Raw genomic sequence first — 17,300 nt, 5'->3', positions numbered from 1 at the left:
CTCGCTGGTCACGCCCAGGTACGACATTCTGACTGCCGGCCGATCGACGGACCCTTCGGGCCTCGCAAGCTCCACGACCTCGGTCTTGGTTGATGCGGGCGCGCCCAGGATGCCGAACGTCTCCGCGAAGCGCCAGTTCCCTGGACGAGGATCCACTGTGTAGTCGGAGTTGGTGCAGACGACGGCGGCTCGAGGGTCGACGGTTTCCGAGTCCACGGTTCGCACCCGGATGTCGCGGACGTTGACCTGCACCCGTCTCGGGACTCGGATCGAGATCTCTGCCCGTGCCTCACCGATGGCCGCGCCACCTATCGCCCGCATCCAATTCATCGCCTCCGCACAGGTACGGGCGGGAGGCGGCTTCTCGCCGGTCTTCAGCGGCGTGGCGAGCGCGCCGATCTGGAAGGGCACCACGTCCGCGCGCACTGTGGCCGGTGGTGTTGACGCCGTGTCGACGGGCTGGACGTCGGGCGTTCCGGATGGTTGGTGTCGGCCCTCGTTCCGCACCACGAGAAGCGCCGTCAGGAGGGACGGCACCAAGAGGACGACAGTCAGGAGGACGATGCGCACGCCAGGCCTTATCCCGAACCCGCTCCTCATTCCGGTTTCCGCCACTGCTCACGCCGGCAGTCCGAGCCGCACACCTGCTCGACCGGCACCCGTTGCACGCCCTCGTCATTCCATCGGTACGAGTGGGAATAGCGGCTGGTCAGTGCGGTCACCCGCATGGGAGAGCCGCCCGGAAGCACCGTCAGCGTCCGGGCCCGACCACTGACCACATAGTCGATCTTGATTGACCACTCGACATAGCTGGATTTCGTACGTCCGACGAAATTGAACCTCAGCTTCTCGCCGCCGGTCAGCGTGAGGCCGGTTGTGTCAAGATACGGACCGGTCAAGACGTCGTGCTTGCCGAACGCCTGCGCGGACAGACTGGGCCCGTCAAGATCGAATCCGAGCGCGACCGGACCCGCACCGGGGCCACCCCCCGCCCGCGAAATGACGACCAAGGAATCGCTCAGCGGCACGGCACGCCGGTGCACGGAGGCGGTGATCGCGGTCAGGACAGCCGTATCAGAGCGCTTGTTCTCGATCGTGACCGCGGTCGTGGCCTGACCCGCCCGGACCACGCCCGCGGCGAGCAGGACAGCGGTGAGCCGCTCCGGGCTCTGACCGCCCGTCGTGATGCTCGACGGCAGTGGACGGTCCGACACCCAGGCAGCATCCAGCTCCGCGCCCAGGTCGCGGTCCGGAACCGCGTACACCTGCAACGGGTCACTGCCGATTACGTCCGCGGCCCCATCGACCACCGGATCGAAGCTGCGGGCGACCACCACGCCGGTGAGGGCGGCCAGCAGGCCGCTCGCGCCGACGATCGCCGCCAACCGCGATGCCATCCTGCGCGACCTCGACGACCCGTTCGATGGTTGCGGCGGCCCTTCGGCGGGGACCCGGCTCCGTGGCCTACGCCGCCTCGACATATGCACCATCCCGTCCCACTAGAGCAGCGCCGGTTCGATGTAGGCGTTGGAGCGTTCCCGTTGGCGGGCCTGCATCACCCGCGGGTTGTCACCGCCGAAGAGCTGCACCAACTGGCCGAACGCCTCGTCGTAGAGCGCCCGGCCGGCGTCCGCCTCGCTCTCGGTGGCCTGCCGGCTCAACGCCAGGTTGACCGAGGCGGAGAGCGTGTCCGGGTGCTCGGCGCCCAACGCCCGGGTCAGCTCCACGTACGCGGTGGTGTCCAGCAGCAACGCGTTGTCGCGATCGCCGAGGGCGAACAGGTCGTTGGCCAGGTTGAGGGTGGCCAGCAGGGTGTGTGGGTGCCGCTCGCCGAGGTTGGTCAGCAACTGGTCGCGGACCCGCTGGGACAGCTCGCGGGCCTGGGTGTGGTCGCCCTGCTTGCGCAGCAGCACGCCGAGGTTGTTCAGGCAGGCCAGGGTGATGGCGTGCGACTCGCCGAGCACCTCGTTGTAGCCGTCGCGCAGGCGGCGTGCCACCCGCAGGGCGGTCTGGTTGTCGCCCACCGCCGACCAGGTGGTGGCCAGGGCCATCTCGGCGGAGAGCGTGTCGGCGTGCTCACCGCCGAGGGTGCGCTGGTAGCGGACCACGGTCCGCTCGATCAGCCGGTGCGCGTCGGCGAAGCGCCCGAGCTGACGCAGGGTGAGCGCCAGCTCCTTCGCCGTCCGCAGGGTCTCCGGATGGTCCGCGCCGATCACCTTCTGCTGGATGGTGTAGGTGCGTTGCAGGACGCTGTGCGACCGCCACAGCTCGCCGGTGTCGCGCAGGCCACGCCCGTAGTTGCTGGCCGAGGCGAGGGTGGACGGATCCTCCTCACCGAAGCGGTCCCGCCGCCGCTCGTGGATGTTCTGGTCGAGCGCGGCGGCGCCGCGGAAGTCACCGACCAGGCGCAGCGACACGGCGAGGTTGTTCTCCGCGGTCAGCGTACGGCCGCTGTCGTCGCCGAAGCTGCGCACGCTCAGCTCCAGGGTGCGCCGGTCCTGCGCCTCGGCCTCGTGGTAGAGACCCTGGGCGCGCAGGTCCGCACCGAGGCTGCGGGCCGTCATCAGGGTGTAGAGGTGCTCCTCGCCGAAGATCCGCCGTTGCCGGTCGTAGACGTCCCGGTCGATCTCGTACGCCCCGTCGAAGTGGCTCTGCGCGCGCAGGACGTTCGCCAGGTGGAAGCGCATCCGCAGCTTGGTGGGGTCGTCCTCGTCGGTGTCGCGCCACGCGGCCAGCGACTCCTCGGCCAGTGCGCGGCTGGTGTCGTAGTCGCCCCGGCGGTAGAGGTAGCGCACGATGTCCACGACCAGTTGCCGGGCCTCGTCCATCGTGGACAGGTGCAGGCCGCTGGGGCGTACGTGCGGCCACAGCTCGGCGTACCGCGGCCAGTTGACCGGCCTGTCGGGGTCGCGTGGGCTGGCGGCGGCGAGCAGCAGTTGGGCCTCCCGGCGGGCCTCCTCGGGGTCGGCCAGCTGGTCCTGGATGACGAGCTGGACCAGCCGGTGGATCCGCACCGAGTTGTTCTCCGCGTCGACCTGGGCCAGGCCGTAGCGGCCCAGTTCGGCGGTGACCAGGCCCTGCAGGATCGGGTCGGTCAGCGTCGGGTCGATCGGGGCCATGAAGCTGGCGAAGCGGTCGCCGGTGAGCATCGCGACCGGGATCGGCTCCGGCGCGTAGAACGAGCACAGCTCCAGCAGCCGGGCCGCCGCCGGCTTCTCCTCGCGCAACTGGCCGAGGGTGAACAGCCAGGTCGCGGCGAGCGCCTTGGAGTAGCCGGCGGACTGCCGGCCGTCGAGGATGCGCAGCAGGCCGGGGGTGTCCAGCGAGCTGAGGTACTTCTCGACCTGCATGGCGCTGGCCCGCAGGTACGCCGCGCCCTGCTCGACGGCGAGCGGCAGGTCACCGAGCTTCTCGGCCACCTGGGCGGCCTCGGCCTCGGTGAGCCCGCGGACCCGGTCGCGCAGCAGTTGGACGCTCTCGGCGCGGTCGAAGACGGTCAGCTCGGTCGCGGTGGCGTACTCGCTCCAGCTCTGGTCGCGGGTCGTGAGCAGGACGTGGCCGGGCCCCTGCGGCAGCAGCGACCGGGTGGCGCGGGTGGGCTTGTCGGCGTTGTCCAGGACGATCAGCCAGCGCCGGTCGGGCCCGGCGCGGCGCAGCGTGTCGAGCACCCGGCGGGCCGCCTCGGCGCCGCCGCCCGTGCCCAGCCCCATCGCCTGGCCGAGGTCGGCCAGACCACCGCGGATGCGGTCCTCGCTGTCCGCCGGGATCCACCAGACCAGGTCGTAGTCGCGGCCGAAGCGCAGCGCGTACTCGGCGGCGAGCTGGGTCTTGCCGACGCCGCCGAGGCCGTGCACGACCTGGGTGGCCGAGTCCGGCGAGGTGGTGAGCCGGTCGCGCAGCGCCTCCAGCTGGGTGGCGCGGCCGACGAACGGCGTCCCGTGCTGGCGGACGTTGGAGATCGCCGGGAACGGGCCGGGGAACCGGCCGACCGCGCGACCGCCGGCCGTGATCGTCGGCGTTCCCGCCGCCTCCAGCAGCCGGGTCCGCGCGGTGGACGGGTCGCTGTCGGTGAGGTCGACCGGGCTGTGCTCGCTGTACGGGGCGGTCAGCCGCGATTCGTCGACCCGCAGCGGCACCAGCACTCCCCCGCCGCCGAGCTGGTCGCGGCCGGTGGCGGTCTTCCACACCTCACCCGCGAGGGAGGTGCTCGCGTAGTGCCGGGTGAGCACGGCCAGCACCCGGCTGGCGCCGCTGACGGCCCGGTCGAACTCGGCCCGCCCGCCGGCGAGCAGCGGCACGTCCAGGGCGCGGCGGTCCACCCGCAGCCCGGCGTCCTCCAACTGGTCGGTGATCCACTCGGCCCAGAGCCGGTCGGCGGAGGCGTAGCTGAGCAGCACGGCCTGCTCGGCGGTGAGCCGGCTCCGTTCGAACTCGGCCAGCGAGCGGCGACGGTCCGTCTCGCCGATCGGGTGCAGCTGCGTGATCCGCCCGTCGGTGATCACCGAGGCGAGCTGCTCGTACGCGGCCAGCAGGGTGCCGACCTGCTCGGGCCGGTCGCCGAACGCGGCGAGGATCTCCTCGTAGGCGTAGAACGTGCGGTACGGCACCTCGATGGTGTTCCAGTAGCGGGCGGCCGCCGCGTCGGAGAGGTGGTCGAGGAACGGGGCGAACTCGGCGCGGACCAGGTCCCGACCGGTCTCCAGCTTGCGCAGCTCGGCGTCCTCCACGCGCATCGGCACCGGCAGCAGCAGCGGCGGGTCGTCCGGGCGCTGGCTGCGGATGGAGCGGGCCACCGCCGCCGCGCCGCGAATGCTCTGGGTGGACATGGTGAAGCAGTTGACGACCAGGTCGGGCAGTTGGACGGTGCAGATGCCGGCGACGTCGCTGAGGCCGGTGCGGCTGTCGATCAGCACCACGTCGTACTCGGCGCGCATCTGCGCCCGGACCGCGTCGATGAACGACGCGCCGCCCTGCCGCTCGTAGAAGTTGGCCCAGTCGAAGGTGCTCACCAGCCGGGAGTACGCCGAGTCCTGCTGCCCGGCGGCCACGAGGTCGATCACGCCGCCGTGGCTGAAGTCCCAGTTCAGCGAGACCGCGCGTCGTTGGATCTTGGCATGACCGGTGAGGATCTCCTGGGAGTCCTCGTCACGGTTGCGCTGCATCGTGGCGATCGAGTAATCCCAGATCATCTCGATGACGCCGGGGGTGGCGCGCAGCTCCTTGTCGCGCAGGAACGGATGAAAGTAGCGGTGCAGGCCCGGAGACTCCAGGTCCCAGTCGACGACCAGCACCTGCAACCCCTGGCTGGCCAGGATCCAGGCCACGTTGGCCAGCGCCATCGTGCGGCCGGTGCCGCCCTTGTACGAGTAGAAGGTCACGATCTGGCCGCGTGCCGTCTCGTTCACCGCCATGGCGTGCCTCCCCTAGGGACCTTCGAGGATCGGGCGAAGACCGGAGCCGTCGGTGGGCGGCTCCTGGTAGACCGTGCCCGTGCGGTAGATCCGACCCTGCTCGACCACCAGCACGTCCTCCAGTTCCTCCTGGAAGCGTGCGGAGGTCGCGATCTCGGTGCGCCACACGTCGCGGGTGTTGTGCAGCACGTGATGCGGGAGCACCCGGGCCAGGGTGTCCCACATCTTGCGGTTGCCGCCGGCAGCCGCGTCGTCGGCGGCCGTCCACGGCACCAGCACCGGCGCCCGCGGCGAGTTCACGTCCCGGTCGTAGCCGATCAGGCTGACCTGGTAGCGCGGCAGGTCGGCGGACCAGACGTCGACCACCAGCACGACGATCTGGTTGTGCGCCCGCGCCCACTCCCGGACCACGGCCAGCTCCGCGGCGTCCTCCACTGTCCAGCCGTAGCTCTTGGTGGTGGCGATGGCCCCGGCCCAGCTGCCGATCGGCACCTCCAGCTCGGGCCGGTACGGCCGCCAGTCCCGCGAGACCGCGCCGTAGCGGTCCTCGGCGCCGGGCCGGCTGCCAGCCAGCTCGGCGGAGCTGCCGGCGACCAGCACGATGTGCACGTGCCGGGCACTGGTGGCCCGCTGCACCGCCGTCAACATGCTCGGGCCGTGGTGCGCCTGCGGCCTCGCCGGCCGGTCGAAGGCACTGGTCACCTTGGACAGCACGGGGCGCTGCGCCGGCCGGTGCAGGGTGTGGTCGCGGGCGGTCTGCACGATGTGCCGGGCGAGCGCGTCGACGAAGTCCTTGTAATCGTCCTCGTGCCGTTTGCGCTGCTTGAGGGTGAGCAGGCCGTCCTGGGCGTAGGCGGTGCCGGTGTGGAAGTTGCGGTACTGGAAGCCGGCGACCGCCGTGGGCAGCCGGTCGCACGGGAGCCACTGCACCGGCACGATCGCGGGCGGACGAACGTGGAACTGCCGCTCGTGCTCGTCGATCCGGTCGGCGAAGACCTGGAACTCCCGACCGCAGTAGTCGCTGACGACGTACCGCGGCGAGGTGAGCGCGACCAGGCAGGCGCTGGTGGACAACGCGTCGGACAGGGTGTCCGGCCAGGTGCTGCCGAGCGGGATGTGCCCGTCGATGAACCCCGCCTCGTCCCAGTGGAGGGCGGCCAGCCCGGCCACCGCCTCGCTGAGATCGACGAAGAACTCCTGTATCTGGCTGTTGCGGTTGTCCTCCTGGGCGTAACTCAGGAAAAAGAGTGGCACGCCCGCCTCCGCTCACGGGTTCCACGACCGGTAGGCACAGTATAGGACCGTCGATGCCACCCCACCCGGACCGCGATCATCGCTGCGGGCCGGCGAAGAGTCATATGCCCGACGCTTTGGGGTAGACCGTCGCCGTGTCCGAGGGCATCCGGGTGGTCGTGGTCGGCGCCGGCTTCTCCGGTCTCGCCGCCGCGGCGGCGCTGCACCGGGCCGGCGCGCGCGTGCGGGTGCTGGAGGCCCGCGACCGCGTCGGCGGGCGGGTGCTGACCCGATGGCTGCCCGACGGGACGCAGCTCGACCTGGGCGCCCAGTGGATCGGCCCGACCCAGGACCGGATGTACGCGCTGGTCGCCGAGCACGGGCTGGTCACCTTCGCCTCGGCGGCGCTCGGCGCGTCCACCCTGCTGTGGGCCGGCGAGCGGCGACCCGACCCGCCGGCGCAGGTCGCCCGGGTACTCGGGCTGCTCGACGGGTACGCCGCCGTCCTGGACCCGGCCGAGCCGTGGCGGGCGCCGGAGGCCGCACGGTGGGACGCGACGACGCTCGGCGGCTGGCTGCGCGCCACGGCCGGGGACGCCGACACGGCCGACTACCTGGGGCGGCTGCTCGCCGGCGGGCTGCTGGCTACCGCCGCGGACGAGCTGTCCCTGCTGCACCTGCTGTTCTACCTGCGCAGCGCGGGCGGCACCGCGCCACTGCTGGGCATGGCCGGCGGCGCGCAGCAGGACCGGATCGTGGGCGGTCCCGCGGCGCTGGCCGAGCGGATGGCGGCCGGGTTGTCGCCGGAGACGCTGCGGCTGGGCGCCGCGGTGCACACGATCCGGCAGGACGCGGACGGGGTGACGGTGTGCACCGACGCCGGGCCCGTCGACGGCGACGCCGTGGTGGTCGCGCTGGCACCGGCGCTGGCCGGCCGGATCCGGTACGACCCCCCGCTGCCGGCGCTGCGCGACGGCCTGACGCAGCGGATGCCGATGGGGTCGGCGTGGAAGGTGCACGCCGTCTACGCCGAGCCGTTCTGGCGTGCCGACGGGCGCTCCGGCGTGTCCACCAGCAGCGCCGGACCGCTCACCGAGACGGTGGACAACTCCACCCCGACCTCGCCGCGCGGCGTGCTGACCGGGTTCAGCTACGCCGGCGACGCCGCCGCGCTGCGGGAGATGTCCCCGGCGCGGCGGCGGGAGTGCGTGCTGGACGCGTTCGCGGCCGTGGTCGGGCCGCGCGCGGCGGATCCGGTGGCGCTTGTCGAGTACGACTGGTCGGCCGACGAGTGGACGCGGGGCTGTTTCGGCGGTGTGCTGACTCCGGGGGCGTGGCGCACGTACGGGCCGCGGTTGCGAGCGCCGGTCGGGCGGGTGCACTGGGCGGGCACCGAGACGGCGACCCGCTGGGCCGGCTATCTGGAGGGGGCGGTACGCGCGGGCGAGCGCGCGGCGGGCGAGGTGCTGGCGTACTGAGGTGTGACCATGGCCGGCCCGGTCTTCGGCGGGACCGGGCCGGCCTCGGCCCTGGGTACGGCCCGCGCCGGCCCGGTCTGATGAGACAACCGGATCGGCGCGGGCGCCCCGGTCAGGGGTAGTTCGTCAGGTACACCGTCTGGTTTGCCGCGTTCGCGGTCCCGCCGGCGTTGTTGATCACCCGATTGATGGTGCCGACGCCACCGAGCGAGACGGTGACCATGTTGGTGAAGCGCACGTTCGAGTTGACGGGCACCTCGAAGGAGTGCTCCTCGACCACCGCGGGGTTGACGTTGAAGTAGCTGTAGCTACCCAGCCCCCACGCCCCGTGGCTGGTCACCGAATCGGCGACCTTGTACGCGGCGTACCCCCGGATCGACCCGTTCATCCAGGCGGCCTGGTTGGGCACGTCGTACGGCAGCTCGTTCTGGTAGAAGTACGTCCGGCCGCCGTTGCCGTTCCAGACGGTCTGGTACTTCTGGTAGTGCTCGACGAAGAGGCCGTACATGGTGACGTTGTCGCCGTTGACGGTCAGTCCGGTGTCGGCGGTGTTCAGCGTCCACCCGGTCGGTACGCCGCTGGCGGCGTGGTCGGCCCGCCACAGCCACATGTGGTCACCGATCACGTTGTCGCTGTTGACGGTCAGCGTGTTGGTGGCTTTGCCGACGTGCGGCCCGCCGATGCGGAAGAACACGTCGTGCAGCGAGGTCGGGTTCGTGGCGTGGCTCGCCGCCGAGCCGGACGGCCCGACCTCCATCAGCACCGGCGAGTTGGTCGTGCCGGCCTCGAACATCAGGCCGGCGACCTTGACGCCGTCCACATCGGCCACCCGCATCCCCACGCTGCCGTTGTCGGCCTGGATGGTGGCCAGGCCGAGGCCGAGGACGACCGTGTCGGCCCGGTTGACCTGGATCGGCTCGGTCACGTGGTGCACGCCCGGGGTGAAGAGCAGGTGCCGGCCCTGGGCGAGGGCCGCGTTGATGGTGGCCGCGCTGGTGCCGGGCTGGACGACGAAGAACTGCGACAGCGAGATCGACGAGCCGGCCGGGGTCTTGTTGTACCAGCTGGTGCCGGTCGAGTTGGTGCGCAGGGCGGGCACGAAGACCCGGTACTCACCGGTGCCGTCGACGTACAGGAACGGCTTTTCCCGCACCTGCGGGGTCTGCGCGATGACCGTGTGCGACGGGTTGGGGAAGCTCGGCGCCGGGGCGCCGACGACGCCCTGGAAGACCATGTTCCACACCGAGCCGGTCCAACCGTTGCCGAACTCGCTGTTGCGGGAGTACCACTGCTGCTGCGAGCCGGAGACGACCAGGCCGTCGATACGGGTGTCGGCCAGCAGGCCGCCGCTGGACCAGCCGTCGCCGCCGTTCCAGAGCTGGATCTGGTTCTGCGCGCCGCGCAGGTGCATCCGCCGGTACGGCGCGGCCTGCGACACCGCCCAGCGCTCCACGGTCTGCCCGGCGGGCAGAGTGACCGAGAGGTTCTCCGCGGCCCGCCAGAAGTTCTGGGTGGCGTTGCCGCCCATCCAGAACGCCTCGGTGCGGACGTGGCCGTTGAGGTTGACGTCGTCGGGGCTCATGCCGAGCCCGGCGACCTGGGTGAAGAAGCCGAGGTTGACGTCGGCGGTGTAGGTGCCCGGCTTGAACAGCACGGCGTAGCGCTGCGGGCCGAACTGGTTGGTCTCCTGCTGGGTGAAGAGGGTGTTCAGTCGACTCTGGATGGTCGACGTCGGCGTGCTCGGGTCGAAGACGTACGTGTTCGGCCCGAGGTTGGGGTTGTACGGGTCGGTGCTGCCGACCGGGGGCTCGGTGGTGCCGCCGCCGGTCGTGTTCACCGCCAGCTCCCACAGCGAGTAGCCGTAGGCGGTGCCCCGGGCGGTGCCGTACACGCGCAGGTAGCGACCGCTGCCGGTGACTGTGAGGCTCTGCGTGCCGCCGGTGGCCGTCGTGGTCGAGTAGATGGTGGTCCAGGTGGACCCGTCCGCGGAGGTCTGGAGCTGGAAGGCCCGGGCGTACGCGGCCTCCCAGGTGAGGGTCACCCGGCAGATCGTGCGGGTGCTGCCGAGGTCGACGCGCAGCCACTGCGGGTCGCTGGCGGCGCTGGCCCAGCGGGTGCCGGTGTTGCCGTCGACGGCGGCGGACGCCGGGGTGCCGGCGTTCTCGGTGGACGAGGCGGCCGCCGGGCTGCCCTGGGCGACGTTGGTGCTGCCGCAGGTGGAGGTGCCGCCGTCGGTCTCGCCATAGACCTGGAACTCCCAGAGCGAGTAGCCGTAGCCGGTGCCCCGGGCGGTGCCGTACATGCGCACGTATCGGCCGGCGCCGGTGACGGTGAGGTTCTGGGTGCCGCCCGCGCCGGTGGTGGTCGAGTAGATCGTGGACCAGGTGGCCGCGTCGTCAGAGGTCTGGATCTGGAAGGCGCGGCCGTAGGCGCCCTCCCAGAGCAGGTTGACCTGGCTGATGGTGGCCCGCGCGCCCAGGTCGACCTGGAGCCACTGGGGGTCGCTGAAGGCGCTGGCCCAGCGGGTGCCGGTGTTGCCGTCGACAGCGGCCGAGGCGGGGGTGCCGGCGTTCTCAGTGGACGAGGCGGTCGCCGGGCGTCCCTGCGACAGCAGGGTGGGGGCGGCCTGCGCCGGGGCGGTGGCCACGGCCGGGGTCAGGGCCGCCACCAGGGCCACGGCGACTCCGGCGAGGAGGTGCCGGACGGTCCGCCGCCGGGGACGCGGGCGTACGGATGTAGCACGAGATGTCATGACATCGCCTGTCGATAGGGCGTTACGGACGCCGGGGGTGGGGAGCGGTTTTCGCCCGTGGTGCCGTGGGTGGTGCCGCCGATGCGACGCCGCGGGGAGAGGAGAGCGCTCTCGTAGGAGTGTTGCGGCGAGGTTGCGACGGAGTCAAGACATCGATCTATAACTTCGTTATTTATCCCGAGGATCGGTTTTGTGTAATTCCCAACCCCCACCCCCGTCCCCCACCCCCGTCCCCCCACCCCCGACCACTCCCGGTGATCAAGAGGTTTGCGTCAGAAATCGCGCCCAGGATGACGCGAACCTCTTGATCACCGGGTGGAGGAGGAGGCGGGGTCAGGCGGGTCAGGCGGGTCAGGTGCGGCGGACGCCGCCGTCGGTGAGGAAGCGGGCGATCGGGAGGGTGGCCGCTCCCAGGGCCACCGCGTCCACGCCGAGGCGGCACAGCTCGATCGACGCCTGCTCGTACGGCTGGCGCAGCGCCTGCCGACCGGCGGCCTCGCGGACGGCCGGCAGCAGGTCGCCCAGCGCCATCGCCGCCCACCCACCGAGGACGACCCGCTCCGGGTTGAACAGGTTGATCAGGTTGGCCACCCCCGCGCCGAGATAGCCGGCGGTGTCGTCCAGCACCCGGCGGGCGGTGGCCGACGACTCGGCGGCGGTGACCAGCGCGGCGAGCTGCGACTCCTCGTCCTCGCCCGGCACGGCGCGACCCCGACGCGCCTCGCGGTAGCGGTCGATGATCGCCTCCGCCCCCACGTACGCCTCCAGGCAGCCGCGCGCGCCGCACCGGCAGGCCCGGCCGCCGTACACCAGGGTGGTGTGCCCCCACTCCCCCGCGCTGCTGGACGCGCCCCGGTAGGTGGCGCCGTTGGTCACCACGGCCGCGCCCACGCCGGAGCCGACAAGCGCGAAGACGGCGTGCCGGGCGCCGCGCCCGGCGCCGAACCACATCTCGGCCTGGCCGAGGGTCTTCGCGCCGTTGTCGATGTGCAGCGGCAGGTCGGTGCCGGCGGCGATGAGGCGCTCCAGCGGCACCCGGTCCCAGCCGAGGGCCTGGGCGTGCACGACGGCCTGGACGCCCTGCTCGACCACGCCGGAGACGCCGATACCGACGCCGAGCACGTCGGCGGTGGCCACCCGGGCCTTCCCGGTGACCACCTCGATGCCGGCCAGCACGTGCCCGGCCACCACGTCGGGCTCGGTGCGCGCCGGGTCGAGCGGGTACTCGATGCTGGCGAGCAGGGTCATCGCGAAGTCGAAGAGCTCGACCCGGACCCGGGTCTCGCCGACGTCCACGCCGATCACGAAGGCGTACCGGGGGGCGACCCGCAGCAGCATGCTGGGGCGGCCGCCGTCGGACTCGGCGGCGCCGGCCTCGGCGACGATGCCCTCGTCGATCAGGTCGGCCACCACGTTGCTCACCGCCGGCTGGCTCAGTCCCGTGCTGCGCACCAGGTCCTGCCGGGTGAGCGGAGCATCGAGGAAGAGCTTCGTCAGCAGGGCGGACCGGTTGCGCAGCCGGACGCTCCGGTTGGTGGCACGCGCCAGCTCCACTCGTCACCTCGTTCCCGTCGGCCGTTGGTGGCGACTGTAACCGCACCGTGCTTGACGACCCACCTGCCAGCAACTTTAATGACGACATTCATTAAGCCGTGATGTAACTCCCGGGAAACGCCGACGGACCCCCGACGGCGCATCCGGAGAAACCCCGTCCGCAGCCGGCAACCGTCGCCGCACCCCTATCGACGACGGCGGCCGGCGGACCCCCACCACGCACCGGAAGGGCTGACCGTGTCGAGACGACACCTCGGGATATTCACCGCCGCCGTACTGGCCGCCGCATCGCTGACCGCCTGTGGCGGCTCCGGCGACGACTCCGCCGCATCGCCCAAGACCCTCACCTACTGGGCCAGCAACCAGGGCGCCAGCCTGGAGGCCGACAAGACCATCCTCCAGCCGGAGCTGGACAAGTTCGAGAAGCAGTCCGGCATCAAGGTCAACGTCGAGGTCGTCCCCTGGTCGGACCTGCTCAACCGGCTGCTCGCCGCCGCCGCCTCGGGCAAGGGCCCGGACGTGGTGAACATCGGCAACACCTGGTCGGCGTCGTTGCAGGCCACCGGCGCGCTCGTCGAGTTCGACGACGCCGCCCTGCAGGCCGTGGGCGGCAAGGATCGGATCGTGCCCGCCGCGCTCGCCGCCGCCGGCGCCCCCGGCAAGCCGCCGGCCGCCGTGCCGCTCTACAGCATGGCGTACAGCCTGTACTACAACAAGAAGTCGTTCGCCGACGCCGGCATCACCGCGCCGCCGACCACCTGGGAGCAGCTCGCCGAGTCCGGCAAGAAGCTCAGCACCGGCGGCAAGTGGGGCCTGGCGATCGAGGGCGCCAACCCGTCGGAGAACGCGCACCACGCCTTCACCTTCAGCCAGCAGTACGGCGGTGAGTGGTTCGACTCGGCCGGCAAGCCGACCTTCGACACCCCGCAGAACGTCTCGGCCATCAAGCGCTACATCGACTTCATGGCCGCCGACAAGATCACCAACCCGAGCAACGCGGAGTACGCGCAGAACCAGTCGGTCTCCGACTTCGCCAACGGCAAGGCCGCCATGCTGCTCTGGCAGTCCGCCGGCTCGAACCTCAAGACGCAGAACATGCCCGCCGACGCGTACGGGGTGGCCCCGGTGCCGTTCCTGGCCAGCCCGCCGGCCGGCGGCAAGAAGGTCAACAGCATGGTCGCCGGCATCAACATGGCGGTCTTCAAGCACACCAAGAACAAGGACGGCGCACTGAGCTTCGTCAAGTTCATGACCAGCGACGAGGAGCAGACGCTCCTCAACAAGACGTACGGCTCGCTGCCGGCGGTGAAGACCGCGGGCGCCGACCCGGCGTTCACCGCCCCGGAGCAGAAGAACATCCAGGAGACGCTTGTCACCACCGCCGCCCCGCTGCCGCAGGTGCCCGACGAGAGCACCTTCGAGACCCTGGTCGGCACCGCGATGAAGGAGTTGTTCGCCGACGCGGCGAGCGGCAAGCCGGTCACCGAGCAGTCGGTGAAGGCGAAGCTGACCGACGCGCAGCAGAAGATGCGCTGACCCACGCAGCGCCGGTGGCCGTGGTCGGGCGACGAGCCCGGCCACGGCCACCGCCTCCGAGAGGACCCCGATGGCAACCAGCACCACCGCGCCGAACGCCGACCGGCGCGTACCCCGGGCCGGGTCACCCGCCCGGGGGGCCGCCCGCCGGCCGCGCGGCCCCCGCCGCTCGCTCCTGCCGTACCTGCTGCTCGCCCCGGCCATCGTGCTGGAACTCGCCATCCACGTGATCCCGATGGTCGTCGGGGTCTGGATGAGCCTGCTGGAGCTGACCCAGTTCCACATCCGGGACTGGTCCACCGCGCCCTTCGTCGGGCTGGAGAACTACCGGGCCACGCTCGACCTGAACTCCGCCGCCGGCAAGGAGCTGCTGCACTCGTTCTGGGTGACGCTGATCTACAGCCTGCTCTCGGTCGGGTTCGCCTGGCTGCTCGGCATCGCGGCGGCCGTCGTGCTGCAGAAGCCGTTTCGCGGGCGGGCCATCCTGCGGGCGCTGTTCCTCACCCCGTACGCCCTGCCGGTCTACACCGCCGTGATCACCTGGAGCTTCCTGCTGCAGCGCGACACCGGCCTGGTCAACCACGTGCTCGTCGACCAGCTCGGGCTGCTGAACGAGCGGCCGTTCTGGCTGATCGGCGACAACAGCTTCTGGTCACTGCTGGTGGTGTCGGTCTGGCGCAACTGGCCGTTCGCGTTCCTCTGCCTGATGGCCGGCCTGCAGAACGTGCCGGGCGAGCTGTACGAGGCCGCCGCGATCGACGGCGCGGGATTCTGGCGCCGGCTGCGCTCGGTCACCCTGCCCATGCTGCGGCCGGTGAACCTGGTGCTGCTGCTGGTGCTGTTCCTGTGGACGTTCAACGACTTCAACACCCCGTACGTGCTCTTTGGCGGCTCCGCGCCCGAGCAGGCCGACCTGATCTCCATCCACATCTACCGCAGCTCCTTCAAGACCTGGGACTTCGGGTCGGGCTCGGCGATGTCGGTGGCGCTGCTGCTGTTCCTGCTGGTCGTCTCGGCCGCGTACCTGCTGATCACCAACCGCCGGAGGGACGACCATGCGTGAGACCGCCGGTGAGCGCTGGGGCCGGCGCATCGTGCTGACCCTGCTCACCCTCTTCGTCGTCATTCCGCTGTACGTGATGGTCACCTCGGCGGCAAAACCGTTGCGGGACGTGCAGAACGGGTTCACCTGGTGGCCCAGCCGGCCCACCCTGCAACCGTTCGTCGACATGTGGAGCACCGTGCCGCTGGCCCGCTACCTGGTCAACAGCCTGGTGGTGTCGAGCGTCGCGGCGGTCTGCTCGGTGGCCGTGGCCATCTTCGCGGCGTTCGCGGTCAGCAGATACCGCTTCCGCGGCCGGGGCGTCTTCTCGGTGACGGTGCTGTCCACCCAGATGTTCCCCGGCATCCTGTTCCTGCTGCCGCTGTTCCTCATCTACGTCAACCTGGGCAACGCCACCGGAATCGAGCTGTACGCCAGCCGCACCGGCCTGATCATCACGTACCTGACCTTCTCGCTGCCGTTCTCGATCTGGATGCTGGTCGGCTACTTCGACTCGATCCCGCGCGGGCTGGACGAGGCGGCGCAGGTCGACGGGGCCGGGCCGCTGCGCATCCTGTTCCGGGTCATCCTGCCGGCCGCCGTGCCCGGCGTGGTCGCGGTGACCGTGTACGCGTTCATGACCGCCTGGGGTGAGGTGCTGTTCGCCTCCGTGATGACCGACGAGGGCAGCCGCACCCTGGCCGTCGGCCTGCAGGGCTACTCCACCCAGTTCAACGTCTACTGGAACCAGATCATGGCCGCCTCGCTGGTGGTCAGCATCCCGGTCGTCGCCGGGTTCCTGGCCTTGCAGCGCTATTTCGTCGCCGGCCTCACCGCCGGTGCCGTCAAGTGAGTCACCCCATCCCAGAGGAGAACCGTCCCGTGCCCGACCTGTCCAAGCTGCCACCCGACTTCCTCTGGGGCGTCGCCACGGCGGCGTACCAGATCGAGGGGGCCGTCGACGTCGACGGCCGGGCGCCGTCCATCTGGGACACCTTCTCGGCGATCCCCGGCAACGTCGACAACGGCGACACCGGCGCGGTGGCCTGCGACCACTACCACCGGTGGCCGGAGGATCTTGCGTTGCTGCGCCGGCTCGGCGTGGACGCGTACCGTTTCTCGGTGGCCTGGCCCCGGGTGATGCCCGACGGCGTCGGGCGGGTCAACCCCGCCGGGCTGGACTTCTACGACCGGCTCGTCGACACGCTGCTCGCCGACGGGGTCCGGCCGTTCGTCACGCTCTACCACTGGGACCTGCCGCAGGTTCTCCAGGATCGCGGCGGTTGGCCGGAGCGCGCCACGGCCGAGGCGTTCGCCGACTACGCGGCGGTGGTCGCCGCCCGCCTCGGCGACCGGGTGGCCGACTGGAACACGGTCAACGAGCCGCTCTGCGTGTGCTGGATCGGGCACCTGGAGGGGAAGATGGCCCCCGGCGAGCGGGACCTGACCCGCGCCGTGCACGCCTCGCACCACGCGCTGCTCGGGCACGGCCTGGCCACCCAGGCGATCCGGGCCAACGCCGCCCGACCGGCGTCGGTCGGTCTGGTGCTCAACCTCAGCCCGATCGAGCCGGCGACCGACCGACCCGAGGACGTCGCGGCGGCCCGGCGGGCCGACGGGCACGTCAACCGCTGGTGGCTGGACCCGATCCACGGGCGCGGCTACCCCGCCGACATGATCGACACGTACGGGGTCGAGCCGCCGGTGCGCGGTGACGACCTGGCGGTGATCGCCACGCCGACCGACTTCCTCGGGGTGAACTACTACTTCCGTCAACTGGTCGTCGACGACCCGAACGGCCCGGCGCCGTACGCGAAGCAGGTGCCGGTGCCCGGTTCGGTGGAGACCGCCATGGGCTGGGAGATGTACCCGGCGGGCCTGGAGCGACTGCTGGTCGACGTGCACGAGGAGTACCGGCCGGGGCGGATCATCGTCACCGAGAGCGGCTCGGCGTGGCTCGACGAGGTCACCGCCGACGGCACGGTCGAGGACAAGGAGCGCACCGACCACCTGGAGCAGCACCTGGCGGCGTGCGCGTCGGCGGTGGCCCGGGGGGTACCGCTGGACGGCTACTTCGTGTGGTCGCTGCTGGACAACTTCGAGTGGGCGTACGGCTACGACAAGCGCTTCGGGCTGGTGCACGTCGACTACGCCACCCAGCGGCGGACGGTGAAGGCGAGCGGCCTGCGCTACGCGGAGCTGATCCGCGCCCACCGACACCTCGCCCGCGCCACCGCCAACGCCGACGACGCCGCCGCGCCGGTGGCCTGAGCCCGCAAGCCCCGGGCACCGCA

The 17,300-nt window shown here is 71.3% G+C and carries 10 protein-coding genes; 5 read left to right on the top strand and 5 right to left on the bottom strand.

What is annotated here, in order from left to right:
* Positions 1 to 596 precede the first annotated feature (596 nt).
* The 3 genes from ACFYPH_RS06240 to ACFYPH_RS06230 all read right to left on the bottom strand — a co-directional run bounded on the left by ACFYPH_RS06240 (position 597) and on the right by ACFYPH_RS06230 (position 6,665).
* A complete protein-coding gene (locus ACFYPH_RS06240; protein ID WP_355065176.1) occupies positions 597 to 1,397 on the bottom strand; it encodes a hypothetical protein in 801 nt (266 codons plus the stop codon).
* A 102-nt stretch (positions 1,398 to 1,499) separates the two neighbouring features.
* The gene (gene fxsT / locus ACFYPH_RS06235; protein ID WP_387179537.1) at positions 1,500 to 5,411 is read right to left on the bottom strand and encodes an FxSxx-COOH system tetratricopeptide repeat protein; all 3,912 of its coding nucleotides are present in this window, start codon (positions 5,409 to 5,411) and stop codon (positions 1,500 to 1,502) included.
* Between the two features lie 12 nt (positions 5,412 to 5,423).
* Entirely contained in the window at positions 5,424 to 6,665 is a 1,242-nt protein-coding gene (locus ACFYPH_RS06230) for a TIR-like protein FxsC (protein ID WP_387179534.1), read from the bottom strand.
* A gap of 134 nt (positions 6,666 to 6,799) precedes the next feature.
* Between ACFYPH_RS06230 and ACFYPH_RS06225 the strand changes: the two genes are divergently transcribed.
* Positions 6,800 to 8,122: a flavin monoamine oxidase family protein gene (locus ACFYPH_RS06225; RefSeq protein WP_387179531.1), complete on the top strand. Its 1,323-nt coding sequence runs from the start codon at positions 6,800 to 6,802 to the stop codon at positions 8,120 to 8,122.
* Positions 8,123 to 8,234: 112 nt separating this feature from the next.
* Here ACFYPH_RS06225 and ACFYPH_RS06220 read toward each other — a convergent pair whose 3' ends face one another.
* Positions 8,235 to 10,874, bottom strand: coding sequence for a discoidin domain-containing protein (locus tag ACFYPH_RS06220; RefSeq protein WP_387179528.1), 2,640 nt, complete (start codon positions 10,872 to 10,874; stop codon positions 8,235 to 8,237).
* A gap of 351 nt (positions 10,875 to 11,225) precedes the next feature.
* Positions 11,226 to 12,428 carry an ROK family transcriptional regulator gene (locus tag ACFYPH_RS06215; protein WP_355065170.1) on the bottom strand — a complete coding sequence of 401 codons (1,203 nt, stop codon included), beginning with the start codon at positions 12,426 to 12,428 and terminating at the stop codon, positions 11,226 to 11,228.
* Positions 12,429 to 12,665: 237 nt separating this feature from the next.
* Here ACFYPH_RS06215 and ACFYPH_RS06210 point away from each other — a divergent pair, with 237 nt between their 5' ends.
* From ACFYPH_RS06210 to ACFYPH_RS06195, 4 genes are all read left to right on the top strand, one after another.
* A complete protein-coding gene (locus ACFYPH_RS06210) occupies positions 12,666 to 13,964 on the top strand; it encodes an extracellular solute-binding protein (protein ID WP_387179525.1) in 1,299 nt (432 codons plus the stop codon).
* Positions 13,965 to 14,034: 70 nt separating this feature from the next.
* Complete coding sequence (locus tag ACFYPH_RS06205) at positions 14,035 to 15,027, top strand: sugar ABC transporter permease (protein WP_355065168.1); 993 nt, start codon at positions 14,035 to 14,037, stop codon at positions 15,025 to 15,027.
* On the top strand, positions 15,020 to 15,859 hold the full coding sequence (locus tag ACFYPH_RS06200; RefSeq protein WP_007460899.1) for a carbohydrate ABC transporter permease: 840 nt from the start codon (positions 15,020 to 15,022) through the stop codon (positions 15,857 to 15,859). Before ACFYPH_RS06205 ends, ACFYPH_RS06200 begins: the two co-directional genes overlap by 8 nt.
* A gap of 29 nt (positions 15,860 to 15,888) precedes the next feature.
* Entirely contained in the window at positions 15,889 to 17,277 is a 1,389-nt protein-coding gene (locus ACFYPH_RS06195) for a GH1 family beta-glucosidase (RefSeq protein WP_387179521.1), read from the top strand.
* Positions 17,278 to 17,300: the final 23 nt, after the last annotated feature.

The organism is Micromonospora sp. NPDC005252 (assembly GCF_042872475.1).
In the GTDB taxonomy this organism is placed as follows: domain Bacteria; phylum Actinomycetota; class Actinomycetes; order Mycobacteriales; family Micromonosporaceae; genus Micromonospora.
The sequence above is the reverse complement of the archived record's forward strand: the minus strand, read 5'-3'. Positions and strand labels throughout refer to the sequence as shown.